We start from the raw sequence: 12,873 nt of genomic DNA, 5'->3' as shown, positions 1-12,873 counted from the left end.
GTGGCTTGCTGCTTCAGCGGTCTACGCAGCTACTGGGTCGGAATCGGGCCTTCATGCACGTAACCCAACCTCTTGTTCCTTGGCAAACGCCGCCACAGCATCCAGCAAGGCCAATGCCGCAGGCTCGTCGGCACGTTCCAGCCGCAGGGCGCTCAGCTTGGCGTCCAGCTCGGCCAGGCTGAGCCCGCCATGGGCACCGTCCAGCAACCGCTCCGAGCGGTGTGCCTGCCAGCGTGCCCGCTCGTTTTCGCTCAGGCTGTCTGGCCAATTGCGGGCCCGGTAGCGGAACAGCAGTTCACCCAGGCGCTCGTCGTCAAAGCTCACCGCCATGCCCGCCAGGTCCTGCGGGCTGGCCTGTCGAGCCTTATCCAGCCGGCGCCGGTCGCCTTCGCCGATAAAGCCCTCGTACAGTGCGGCGTCGATATCACGCCTTGCCAGCGGTGTATCGCGGCTGTAGACCTGCTTGAAGGTATTACCCAGGCGTTTGCCATGCTGCTGCAGCAATGTCGCCAGCGTGGCGGCATGCTGCTGGGCCAGCTTCATGTCCAGCTGTAGCTGCTCTGCCCGCTCGGCCGTCAGGGTGCGGGTATTGCCCACCACGACGGGCGACTTGTTCAGGTGTATGGTCTTGACCGGCAAGCGCGTTACGCCCTCGGCCAGATCGGCACTACGGGTGAACATGCGTGTCCGTATCTGTTCGGCGTCGAGGTCGAACAGTTCTGTCGGGTCGTATTGCAAGTCCCACACCGCCAGTTCGTTCTTGTTGCTGGGGTGCCAGCCCAGCGCGGCCACCGGTGCCAGGCAACCCTGGGCGGTGGGATACATGCCCGAGACATGCAGGAAGGCATGGCCATCCAGCAGGCCGATCTCGGCCGCCACCGCATCCTTTTTGCGCAGCTTGAAGCAGAAGTCGAACAGGCGGGGCTGCTGGGTCTTGACCAGCCTGGCGAAGGCTATGGTGGCGTAAACGTCGCTGAGTGCATCATGCGCTGCCGCGTGCGCCAAGCCGTTGGCCTGGGTCAGTTGCTCCAGTTTGAACGATACCCGGCCATCCTCATGGCGTGGCCAGTGTATGCCTTCCGGCCTGAAGGCAAAGGCCGCGCGCACGCAATCAAGCAAGTCCCAGCGCGAGCCGCCGTTCTGCCATTCGCGGCCATAGGGGTCGTAGAGATTGCGCCAGAACAGATGGCGGGTCAGTTCGTCGTCGAAACGCAGGGTGTTATAGCCCAGCCCACAGGTGCCAGGCTGTGCCAGCTCGGCATGGATGCGGCCGACGAACTCCGGCTCGCCCACCCCGCGCTCGCGCGCCTGCTGCGGGGTGATGCCGGTAATCAGCACCGAAACCGGGTCGGGCAGAAAGTCGTCGCTGGGCTGACAGAACAGCTCGACCGGCTCGCCTATGGGGTTCAGCTCCAGGTCGGTACGAACCCCGGCAAACTGGGCCGGCCTGTCCAGCTTGGGGTCGATGCCAAAGGTCTCGTAGTCGTGCCAGAAAAAAGTGGTGTCAGTCATACAGGTATTCGCGGTCTTCCATACGCATCAGCAACCAGGCGGGCAGGCCCAGCACAAAGGGAAGCAGGACCAGGCCCAGTGCAAAGCCGTTCAGCGCGGTCGATACGCCCCCCCAGGCCGCACCATACAGCATCATGATGATCACCTGGGGGGTGCGCATGCCGTATTGCATATTGCGTTCATGCTTGGCCACCGGGCGATAAAAACTTTGTGCCAGCAGACCACCACCTATACCAGCCGCGACAGCCACCACCGCCAGGCCCACCGCCTTGAGCGGCGCCACCCAGGCCACGATGGCCAGCACCGGCAGCATGGCCAGCCAGGTAGGCAGCAAACCGGCCAGCAACTGCCAGCGGCGCCAGCGCTCCCGCTGCATGGGGGCCGACCACAGCAGGGCTGGCGATTCATCCAGCGCACTGGCGGCCCAGCACAGCGAATGTGCGGTCATGGCCGCCATGCCGCCGGAGAACGCCACGGTCATGTCCAGCGCCTCATGCCAGGCACCCTTGCCTTCCAGCACATGCATCAAGGGGAAAATCAGCATCATCACCGGGTTGGCCAGGTTCATGGCCAGCATGGGGTAACGCAGCATCAGGCGCCATTCCTTATTCAGCAGCGCCCGCACGGGCGATACCTCGAAGCGCAGTGGCTTGTCATTTAGCGGTGCGGCAGCTACCACCTGGGTCTCGGCCGCCATCTTGACGCCACGGGCCGCAAAGCGCGCCAGTCCAAGCCAGAGCGCCAGCCCCAGTAGCAGCACCACCAGCGTGGGCAGCCACTCGCCTGCTACCGTGCCGGCAACAAACTTGTGCCAGGGCTGCGGTGTCAGCTGGGCGGCCTTGAGCATATTCATGCCCAGGCTGATGACCACACCGCTGGTCAACAACAGCACGATCCCGATCAAACCCACATAGCGCTTGGCCCGGGCCGGCCCCAGCAGGCGTTGCAGGCCAAATGCCACCAGTACCCCTATGCTGGCGGCAGTCAGGGCATAACCGGCAATGCTCAGATAGACCAGCAAGGCCTGTGGCTTGCCAAAGCAGACCAGCACATTCACGAAGGGCAGCACAAACAGCGGAAAACCCACCAGCGTACCCATTGCGTTGCTGGCAATGAACCAGCGCCCCAAGGTACGCTCGGGCAAGGGGCTGGTCAGCACCAGCTCGGTGTATTTACGCTCGCCCAGCGCCGTGACAGCGGTATAGATGGCCATGAAGGTCATCGACAGAAACAGCATGCAGGCCAGAAAGGTCATGGCGATGTCGATCGCCAGCTTGACATCATCAGAGCGCCGCTCCGGTGCAGGCAGCAGCAGTATCAGCAACGCCGGCATATGCAGCAGAACCAGAAGCAACAGCCGGGACAGCCAGGCATAGCGCTTGCCGATGCGCCGCTCGCTGGTGGTGCCCAGCCAGTTCCACAACTGGATCAGATCCCATTTCAGCAACCAGACTACCGAGCCGGGCTTGGCATGCAGATTCATGCTGCCACCTCGTCATGCAGATGCAGGAAGATGTCCTCCAGGCTGGCATCGCCACGACCTATGCGCTCCCGCAGCTCGGTCAGCGTTCCCTCGGCAATCAGGCGGCCCTGTGCAATCACGCCTATGACCTCGGCCAGTTTTTCCGCCACTTCCAGGATATGCGTGGTCAGTATCACCGTGCAGCCCTCGCGCACCTTGGCCTGCAGCAGGTCCTTTACCTGGCGTGCGGCCGCCACATCCAGGCCGGTCAGGGGCTCATCCAGCAGCAGTAACTTGGGTTCGTGTATCAGCGCACCGCATAGCGCCAGCTTCTGCTGCATGCCGCGCGAGAAGCCCTCGCAGTATTCACCACGATGCTTCCAGAGATCCGTCCATTCCAGCAGCTCACGGGCTCTTGCTTCCGCCTGCAGTGCCGGGATGGCCCACAGGCCTGCCACGTATTCCAGATACTCCAACGGCCGCAGCTTGCCGTAGAGCAGCGGCTCATCGGGCAGAAAAGCCAGGGGCTGCTTGGCGGCCTCGGGATGGATGGCCATGTCCTGGCCCAGGATGCGCACATTGCCGAAATCCGGCCGGCTCAGGCCCGCTATCATCCTCAAGGTGGTGGACTTACCCGCACCGTTATGCCCCAGCAGGGCATAGAAGCACCCCGCCTCGATATTGAGATTGAGGTTATCGACAGCGGTACGTTCACCAAATCGCTTGGTCAGGTTGCTCAGTTGCAGGGCGGGCTGGTTCATTGCTGGCTTACTCCAGGATGGTTGCTGGATGCCACTCTAGGGCCAGGCATCCCGCCCGGCAATGCCGCAGGGATCAACGACGACACGCATGCGACGAACGCCGATCGCAGCAGTACCAATAGCCTCAGCCAACACCCATAAAAAAAGCGCACTGCCGGGCAGTGCGCTTGTCCTAAGCCGTTGCGATCAATTCACGCCGTGCTGCTTGAACCACGCCAACAGCCGCTTCCAGCCATCATCCGCCGCCTCCTTGCGGTAGGTAGGCCGATAGTCGGCATGGAAGCCATGGGGCATATCCGGGTAGAGCACAATCTCGCTGGGCTTGCCGGCAGTCTTCAGGGCGGCACGCATCTGTTCCACCGTGTCGTTCGGGATGCCGTTGTCCGCACCGCCATACAAGCCCAGTACCGGCGCCTTGAGTTCGGCCACCACGTCCAGCGGATGCCGGGGGGTGATGGGTGGCTTGGCCTCGCCCACCAGCCGGCCATACCAGGCCACGCCAGCCTTGAGCTTGGGATTGTGGGCAGCATACAGCCAGGTGATGCGGCCACCCCAGCAAAAGCCGGTCACGCCCAGCTTGTCGGTCGCCGCCTTGCCCGTCCCCTTGGCCCACGCCACCGTCTTGTCCAGGTCATCCATCACCTGAGCGTCCGGCACCTTTGACACCACGGTATCCACGATGGACTTCACATCGGGCAGCTTGGACACATCGCCCTGACGGGCATACAGCTCCGGCGCCACCGCAAGGTAGCCAGCCTTGGCAAAACGGCGGCACACGTCGCGGATATGCTCGTGCACACCAAATATTTCCTGCACCACCAGCACGGTGGGGAAAGGCCCCGCACCGTCTGGCATGGCGCGATAGGCTGGCATGTCCCCGCCCGCTACCGGTATCTTGACCTCGCCGGCAACCAGGCCATCAAGCGGCGTATTGATCACTGTGGCCTGGGCATCCGGCAGCACCGCCAGGGCGAAACCGGTTGCCAGCGTCGTCGTCACAAACTCGCGCCGGCTGTATGCCTGCTTGGGCATGAAAGGCTGTGCTTCGGGGTGTATGGTGTCGTTCACATTGGCTCCTGCCTGCGGTGGCTAATATGGCCGCGATCATCAGCCGCGGCCTCCTATCAATTGGCACTGGTGCAACTGGTCCCCACACCAAACGGGCTAACCGCATTGGGTGCGCGGATGGTCAGGTCACTGACATCGTCAACCAGCACGATCAGGGGCAATACCCGACTGGCACGCGGCCCGTCGGTGCCCACGGCGCCGACATAGGCATCGACCTGCACATCCAGCCATAGGCTACGCTCCCTGGCATAGCTGAGGTAAACCTGGGCCTGGCCATTGGCATCGGTCACCACGGTACGGGTGACTATCTCACCTGGTATCGGGTCAAGCCGGCCGTTGCCGTTCACATCCTCGCCAGTATCCAGGAAGCCGTCGAGATCCAGATCCTCGTTGTTGCAGGCAAACGTACCCAGCCCTGTGGTGCCTGGATCGCCACTGGTCAGGCTGTAGCCGGCCACCCAGGTCTGCGCCCCGGTCACCATCGATCCCTTGTAATACGCCACCGGCCTGACCCGGAACTCCACTACCTGGTTGCCGACCGGATTCCCCGCCGCATCGCTCACGATGGCGGTCAGCTGCTTGCGGTACATATTGCTGTTGTCTGTATCGCGCCCGAGCAGATTGTCTTGCACCAGCGCCACGGCCAGGCCACTCTGCGCCACCGTCAGCAAGATGCTGCCGCTGACACTGGGGGTCTCCTTGACCCTGGCGGTAACGGTCACCCCGTTCTGACCAGAGGCAACCCGGCCGGCGTTATAGCGCACGGTCGCCTGCCCCACCGCGTTGGCTTTGACCACGGCGGCCGACAAGGTACCGCCGGTGGTGTCCTGGGTCAGGGTGAACTCCACATCCTTGCCAGCCACCAGGTTGCCGCGCGCATCGCGCAGGGTCGCCACCAGGTCGGCCTGCTCGGCAAATGCCAGCGTGCTGCGGCTTGATTGCAGCGTTACCCTGGTCGGCAGGGTGGCAATCACATCAAAGCTGAACTGGCCACTAAAACCAGGTGCATCCGCCGTCACCGTCACCGGGCCGGCATCCAGCGAGTTGAAGAAAGCCACCGCCTCGCCCAGCGCGTTGGTGGTCGCCGTCGCAGTAATGGCACCGCGCGAGACCGAGAAACTGACCGGCACATTGGCCTGGGCGATGCCGTCTCGGCTGTAGACGGCCGTCAACAAGGCCTCGCTGCCCACCACCACCTGGCTGGTGTTGAGGCCAAAGCTGAACTGCTGGGTACTGCTGGTGAGCAAGGTGGCCGTGGTGCTGGCCCCCAAGGCACTGAAACTCAGGGTATCGCTGCCGATCACCCGGCCGATCACGGTGACGCTGGCCCGACCACTGGTATTTGTGGTCACGCTGGGCGGCACGCTGTTGCCCTTGAGGCTGCTGATGGTCACCGCCCGATTGGCCAGCCCCTGCCCGGCCGAATCAGTCAGCACCAGGTCCAGCGTGGTGCTCTGGTTGAGTGCAACTCCCAGATTGCCGCTAACGACCAGTGCCGTGCCCTGCACGGCCAGCTCCACCCGGTCGCTGTTATTACCCAGGGCGGCCGTTACCGTAATGGTGCGGTTGGCCGGATTGCCGGCGGTGCTGAGTACGGCCGTGGCCGTGCCGTCATCGTCGCTCAGTGCTTCGATATTCTTGAGTGTGCCGGAATCACTGCTGAAGCTCACCGTCTGGCCCGCAACCACCTTGTTGGCGCTGTCCTTCACCACGGCCGTCAGCAGTACCTCGGTCTGGCCGGCCGAGCCCAGTGCCGTGGCATCGGCATAGAGCTGCACCTGGTAAACCGGCGGAACGGGTTGTGGTGTCACCGGGCCGGCAGAATCCGGCGCGCCACCGCCACAGGCGGACAAAAGCGACAGCAACATCAGGCTGCAAAGTTGGAGCAGGTAGGCAGGATAGGTCAGGCGCACAGTGCTTCCTCGTCGTTATGTCGCAATCTGGGGCGATTCTAGAGTTTGTTATCCACTTAGGCCATTCGGCCCATGCATTCGTCACAACAAGCACATTAGCCACGCCGGCTGGACAACCACAGGCCAGCAGCTATGCCCGCAATCCCCACGGCGTGAAACCACTCGAAGCGCTCACCCAAAAAAGCAATGGCCAGCAGGGTGCCAAACACTGGCATCAGGTGGATAAAGCTACCGGCCTTGCCCGGCCCCACCTGCTGAACCCCATAGTTGTAGAACAAATACGCCAGCACCGAGGGAAACACCCCCACGTAGACAAAGGTGGCCAGGTTGCCAACCGTCATCGCCACCGTGCGGCCCTGCTGCCATTCCCAGACGTAGAGCGGGGCGATGCAGACCAGGCCCACCACGACCAGCAACAGCAGCAGGCCTAGGCGATCGAGGCGCGGATCCAGGCCGCGCAGCAGCAAGGTATAGACTGCCCAGTCCAGCGCAGCCAGCAGCAGGATCATATCCCCCTGGTTCAGTTCCAGCGCCAGCAGCCGGCCAAGCTGCCCATGGCTGAAGATCACCATCACGCCCACAAAACTGACCAGCACCCCCAGCACCTGCCGGCGACTGAAGGGCTCGCCCAGAAACAAGGCACCCAGCGGCAGGATCAGGATAGGGATGAAACTATTGGTCAGCACCGCATTGGTGGCGCTGGTGTACTGCAAGCCTGCATAGGCCAACGAATTGAAGCCGGCCACGCCGATGGCACCCAGCAGGACAATGCGGCGCCAGTTCTCGGCGTAGAGGGAGCGGTCGGCCCAAACACGCTGATAGGCAAATGGCAGCAGTATCAACAGGGCAATTAGCCAACGTCCAAAGCTGAGCGTCATGGGTGGGATGGCAGCGTGGGTCGCCCGCGCAACCACGAAATTGCCCGACCAGAACAGGCTGGTCAGCGTCAGCAACGCATAGGCCAGCCAGGGCGTGGTGGGCCGGGTTGGCGTCACAGCCTGGCCAGCGCCTTCACATGGGCCGCCACACTACGCCCCAGCGCCGAGAGGTCATAGCCCCCCTCCAGCACCGAGACGACCCGTCCTTCGGCGTACCGATCGGCCACCGCCATCAACTGTTCGGTCACCCAGGCGTAGTCCTGTTCCAGCAGGCCCAAGCTAGCCATCTCGTCCTCGCGATGGGCATCGAAGCCGGCCGAGATAAACAGCATCTGCGGCTGGAAGGCATGCAGGGCCGGCAACCATTGCTGCTCTACCGCCTGCCGCAGGTCTTCACCCTTGCTGCCGGCCTTGAGCGGCACATTGTGCATATTGGGGCCACTGGGCTGCTCGCCGCAGTAGGGATAGAACGGAGACTGGAAGATGGAGACCATCATGACGCGGGGATTGTCATGGAACAGCTCCTCCGTGCCATTGCCGTGATGTACGTCAAAATCGGCCACGGCGATGCGCTCCATGCCGCGCGAAAGCGCATGCGCCACGCCCACGCCCAAGTTGTTGAAGAAGCAAAAGCCCATGGCACGGCGAGACTCGGCATGGTGGCCCGGCGGCCTGACTGCACAGAAGGCATTGGCAGCCTCGCCTGCCAGCACCATCTCCGTCGCTTTCACCACGGCCCCGGCGGCGCGGAAGGCCGCCTGCAGGGTATGCGGGCTCATGGCGGTATCGGGATCAACATGGACTATGCCATGCTGGGGCGACACCTGCTCCAGCGCCTCGACATAGCGGGGCGGGTGCACCAGTGCCAGTTGCTCATGGGTCACCAGCGGCGCCGCCACATGCAGCAGATGGTCCCACAGTCCGGCGCTGATCAGCCTGTCCTGTATGGCCGCAAGCCGGTCTGGCGACTCGGGGTGGTGGCTGCCCATATTGTGCAGCACACACTCGGGGTGAGTGATATAGGCGGTGGGGGCATCCCCCGCCATCTTTCGGGCCAACCAACTGAGCAAGATATGTCTCCCGTGGACGCTAGGCGTCTCTCTGGGCAGGGATGGACGCAGACAGGCCGTCAGCCCGGCTATCGAACCCGTACCATACGTAACAGTTTACGGCTGGTGATGATATAAACCAATAAGCCATTTACGCGTCCAAGCCCGATTCCAGGGAAATCCATATCATGAATGCCGCCACCCCCAGCCGTATCTCGCTCGCTCCGCTGCATGCCGTACTGGCGCAGCTGGATGACTTCATCCTGGGCAAGCCACGCGAAACCCGCCTGGCCCTGGCCTGCCTGCTGGCGCGGGGCCATCTGCTGATAGAGGACGTGCCGGGCGTCGGCAAGACCACCCTCGCCCATGCCCTGGCTGCAACGCTGGGCCTTGCCTTCCAGCGTGTGCAGTTCACCAGCGACATGCTGCCGGCCGACCTGATCGGGGTCTCGATCTACGACCGCGACAGCCACGCCTTCCGCTTTCACGCCGGCCCGGTATTCAGCCAGGTGGTGTTGGCAGATGAGATCAACCGGGCCACGCCCAAGACCCAGTCGGCGCTGTTGGAGGCCATGGAGGAACGGCAGGTCACCCTGGACGGCGAAACCCGCGAGTTGCCCGACCCCTTCTTTGTCATCGCCACCCAGAACCCGTCCAGCCAGATAGGCACCTTCCCGCTGCCAGAATCCCAGCTTGATCGCTTCCTGATGCGCATCACCTTGGGCTATCCCGATGTGGCGGCCGAGCGCGCCATGCTGCTGGGCGAAGACCGGCGCGAGATGCTGCGCGACGCCAAGCCGGTGATCAGCCTGGCCGAGCTGGCCGACAGCCAGCACGCGGTACGCCGGGTACATGTAGCACCGGCCCTGGTCGACTATGTACAGGCCCTATGCCGTGCCACCCGCGAAGCGCCGGATTTCCACAATGGTCTGTCGCCCCGCGCAGCCCTGGGCCTCTTGGCCGCCGCCCGTGCCTGGGCTCTGTTGGCCGGCCGTGACATGGTGATACCCGAGGACGTACAGGCCGTATTTGCCGCTGTAGCCACCCACCGGCTGCTGGCACGGGCCAGCAACCGCCCGCAACCGGAGCTGGTGGCCAAGCTGCAAGCCGCTGTCGCCATCCCCTGAACCAAGCCATGCACCCAGCACCTCCCCCCCGCCGCACCTGGTTGGCTGGCCTGCTCGCCCCCTTGCAGCAGCGCTGGAACCGCTGGCTGCAACGGCGCCATCCACACGGCATCGTGGCGCAGCGGCTGACCCAGAACCGCGTTTACATCTTTCTCAGCCGTAGCGGCCTGGTGTTCTGCATCATGCTGGTGGCCATGCTGGGCGGTGCCATCAACTACGATCTGGCACTGGCCTACCTGCTGGTCTTCCTGCTGGCCTCGATGGCGCTGGCCTCGGTATTCCATACCTTCCGCAACCTGCTGGGCCTGAGCCTCATGCCCGGCAGGGCAGACCCCTGCTTTGCCGGCGAGGTGGCACGCTTTGAAGTGATATTGGAAAATGACAGCCGCCTACCCCGGCACAACCTTGGCCTGCGCTTCGAGGGCCTGGTCGAAGCCAGTGATGTCGCCCCCGGTGATACCGCGAGAGTCTGGCTGCCACTGTCGGCAAGCAAGCGCGGCTGGCTGGTGGCCCCTAGGCTACGGATAGAAACCCATTGGCCGCTGGGCGTATTCCAGGCCTGGTCCTATGCCTTCTTCAGCCAACGGGCCCTGGTCTACCCAAAACCGGAGAACGACCCGCCTCCCCTGCCCATGGCCGCCACCGGAGACGGTGAAGGCACCCTTACCCCGCGCGGCCAGGACGACTTTGCTGGTCTGCGGCCGTTCCAGCGCGGCGACTCGCCACGGCATGTGGCCTGGAAGGTTGCGGCGCGTGACGATGCGCTGATGGTCAAGGAATTCCACGGCCAGGCCGCAGAGGCCCTCTGGCTGGACTGGGACGCGGCATCCGGCCTGATCGACGCCGAGGCGCGCCTTTCCCGCCTTACCGCCTGGGTCCTGGCCGCCCATGCCGCCGGCCTGGCCTATGGCTTGCGCCTGCCGGGCGAAGTGCTGGCGGCAGACCAGGGCGAAGCCCATCGCGATGCCTGCCTGGCAGCACTGGCACTGCACGGCATACGGGAGGCCACATGAACCCGGACCGGCTGGACCGTACCCAGATACTGGCCTTGCTGGCGGTACTGACCGGCCTGCTGCTGCCGCACGCCGGCCGCCTGCCCAACTGGCTGCTGGGCGCCCTGGCCATTCTGTTCGGTTGGCGCATCTGGCTGATCCGCACCCAGGGGCGCATGCCGCCCAAATGGGTGCTGCTGCCCATCACCTTCGGCCTGATAGTCGGTGTCTTCATCGAATTCCGCACCCTGCTGGGCCGTACCGGCGGCATAGCCCTGTTCGCAGCCCTGATAGGCGCCAAGCTGCTGGAGACCCGTAGCCGCCGCGATGCCCTGCTCCTGGTCTACCTCGGCTACTTTCTGGTGGTGACCAACCTGCTGTTCGACCAGACCATGACCCTGGCCGCCTATCTGTGCGCCATGGTACTGATCATCACCACCCTGCTGATAGGCTGGCACACCCTGGGCGGCTGGACCGGCCAATGGCGGGTAGCCTTCAAACAGGCACGCTTTGCCGGCGTGCTGATGCTGCAGGCCCTGCCCGTCATGGCCCTGCTGTTCGTCTTCTTCCCGCGTATCGAAGGGCCGCTGTGGCGCTTGCCGCAGGATCGCGGCAGCATACGCTCAGGCCTGGCCGACAGCATGTCGCCCGGCAGCTTCTCGAATATGTCCAAGGACGACTCGGTCGCCTTCCGGGTGAGCTTCGAAGGCGAGCGCCCCGCCCAGGAATTGCTGTACTGGCGCGGCCCGGTATTCCTCGATTACGACGGCAGGACCTGGACCCAAAGCCCACCCAATGCCACCACCTCGCCCCGCATAGAAGGCGGCACCCAGCCGCCGCTACGCTATGCCATCACGCTGGAGCCCCACCAGCGCCCCTGGCTGCTGGCCCTGGACATGCCTGCCATGGTGCCGGACGAAGGCCGCATGTCCGACCAACTGCAACTGGTCGGCCGCCGCCAGGTCAGCAAGCGCCTGCGGCTGGAACTGTCGGCTTACCTGCAATACCGAGCCGGCGTGGACGAAGACGAGGCCATGCTGGCCCGTGCCCTGGTACTGCCCGAAGAAGGCAACCCCAGGGCGCGCCAGCAGGCTGCAGCCTGGCGCACTCTGCCGCCACAGGCACGGGTCGACGCCGTGTTGCAGCTGTTTACCGGCCAGGGCCTGCAATACACCCTGGCCCCGCCGCTATATGGCAGCAATGCGGTTGACGACTTTGTCTACGGCGGCAAGCAGGGCTTTTGCGAACACTTTGCTGGGGCCTTCGTCTTCATGATGCGGGCCGCTGGCGTCCCGGCCCGGGTGGTGGGCGGTTATCAGGGCGGCGAGGAAAACGGCGACTACCTGATCGTCCGCCAGGCCGATGCCCACGCCTGGGCAGAGGTCTGGCTCGAAGGCCAGGGCTGGCAGCGGGTAGACCCCACCTTTGCCGTGGCCCCCTCGCGTATCGAAGAAGGCCTGGCATCGGCCGTGAACGACTCCGACCTGCCCTATCTGCTGCGGCTGGACAACAATCTGGTCAAGCGGGCACAACTGGCGCTGGACAGCATGGTCAACGGCTGGAACCAGTGGGTCATAGGCTATACCCCGGAACGCCAGCGGCAGGTCCTGAAACGGCTGGGTATCACCGACCTGCTTTCGGGCAAGTTCGTGGCCGTTTTCCTGGGCAGCATCGGCCTTTGCATCGCCCTGATCGCCGGCTGGCTACTCTGGCGCATGCGCCCGCCCAAGCCCGATGCCGCACGCCAGCTGTGGGACAGCTTCTGCCGCAGGCTAGCCGCCTACGACCTGGTACCCGCCAGGGCCGAAGGCCCCCGCGACTTCGCCCACCGCGCCATGGCCCGGCTGCCACACCGCAAAACCGAGATACAGGCCATCCTCGACGGTTATCTGGCTGCGCGCTACGGCAGTGGTGGCGGGCTGGAGCAACTGAAACAGCGGGTGGTGGGGTTTGGCCGGTAGCAGTAAATCCACCTGCCTTCATTCATCGATACCGGTGTACCAAGAGAGGCACGCGGCAGTCCCGGTCATCAAAGCATCCAGGCAGGCTCCGGCTTGCACCGCACCGATACAGCAGCATGGCTACTGCTGTTCGCCCCCAAAAAAAACGGC

The 12,873-nt window shown here is 64.1% G+C and carries 10 protein-coding genes; 3 read left to right on the top strand and 7 right to left on the bottom strand.

Annotated features, from left to right (window positions below; genetic code table 11):
• Positions 1-51: 51 nt before the first annotated feature.
• The 7 genes from sbcB to QWZ03_RS12735 all read right to left on the bottom strand — a co-directional run bounded on the left by sbcB (position 52) and on the right by QWZ03_RS12735 (position 8,664).
• Complete coding sequence (gene sbcB / locus QWZ03_RS12765) at positions 52-1,512, bottom strand: exodeoxyribonuclease I (protein ID WP_290333066.1); 1,461 nt, start codon at positions 1,510-1,512, stop codon at positions 52-54.
• A complete protein-coding gene (locus QWZ03_RS12760) occupies positions 1,505-2,995 on the bottom strand; it encodes a hypothetical protein (protein ID WP_290333065.1) in 1,491 nt (496 codons plus the stop codon). Before QWZ03_RS12760 ends, sbcB begins: the two co-directional genes overlap by 8 nt.
• Positions 2,992-3,735: an ABC transporter ATP-binding protein gene (locus QWZ03_RS12755; RefSeq protein WP_284198257.1), complete on the bottom strand. Its 744-nt coding sequence runs from the start codon at positions 3,733-3,735 to the stop codon at positions 2,992-2,994. The genes QWZ03_RS12760 and QWZ03_RS12755 overlap by 4 nt, the downstream gene beginning before the upstream one ends.
• 186 nt (positions 3,736-3,921) lie before the next feature.
• The gene (locus QWZ03_RS12750) at positions 3,922-4,803 is read right to left on the bottom strand and encodes a dienelactone hydrolase family protein (protein WP_308447561.1); all 882 of its coding nucleotides are present in this window, start codon (positions 4,801-4,803) and stop codon (positions 3,922-3,924) included.
• A gap of 56 nt (positions 4,804-4,859) precedes the next feature.
• The gene (locus QWZ03_RS12745) at positions 4,860-6,716 is read right to left on the bottom strand and encodes an Ig-like domain-containing protein (protein WP_290333064.1); all 1,857 of its coding nucleotides are present in this window, start codon (positions 6,714-6,716) and stop codon (positions 4,860-4,862) included.
• Between the two features lie 95 nt (positions 6,717-6,811).
• Complete coding sequence (locus QWZ03_RS12740; protein WP_284198255.1) at positions 6,812-7,711, bottom strand: DMT family transporter; 900 nt, start codon at positions 7,709-7,711, stop codon at positions 6,812-6,814.
• Positions 7,708-8,664, bottom strand: coding sequence for a histone deacetylase family protein (locus QWZ03_RS12735; RefSeq protein ID WP_308447089.1), 957 nt, complete (start codon positions 8,662-8,664; stop codon positions 7,708-7,710). The genes QWZ03_RS12740 and QWZ03_RS12735 overlap by 4 nt, the downstream gene beginning before the upstream one ends.
• Positions 8,665-8,831: 167 nt before the next feature.
• On the opposite strand from QWZ03_RS12735, the gene QWZ03_RS12730 reads away from it, so the two are divergent.
• The 3 genes from QWZ03_RS12730 to QWZ03_RS12720 are packed head-to-tail and all read left to right on the top strand — an operon-like array spanning position 8,832 to position 12,723.
• Positions 8,832-9,770, top strand: coding sequence for an AAA family ATPase (locus QWZ03_RS12730; RefSeq protein ID WP_290333063.1), 939 nt, complete (start codon positions 8,832-8,834; stop codon positions 9,768-9,770).
• Positions 9,771-9,778: 8 nt separating this feature from the next.
• Positions 9,779-10,783: a DUF58 domain-containing protein gene (locus QWZ03_RS12725; RefSeq protein WP_290333062.1), complete on the top strand. Its 1,005-nt coding sequence runs from the start codon at positions 9,779-9,781 to the stop codon at positions 10,781-10,783.
• The gene (locus QWZ03_RS12720; RefSeq protein WP_290333061.1) at positions 10,780-12,723 is read left to right on the top strand and encodes a transglutaminase TgpA family protein; all 1,944 of its coding nucleotides are present in this window, start codon (positions 10,780-10,782) and stop codon (positions 12,721-12,723) included. The genes QWZ03_RS12725 and QWZ03_RS12720 overlap by 4 nt, the downstream gene beginning before the upstream one ends.
• Positions 12,724-12,873 lie beyond the last annotated feature (150 nt).

This window comes from Chitinimonas viridis, from assembly GCF_030409555.1.
Classification (GTDB): domain Bacteria; phylum Pseudomonadota; class Gammaproteobacteria; order Burkholderiales; family Chitinimonadaceae; genus Chitinimonas; species Chitinimonas viridis.
The sequence above is the reverse complement of the archived record's forward strand: the minus strand, read 5'-3'. Positions and strand labels throughout refer to the sequence as shown.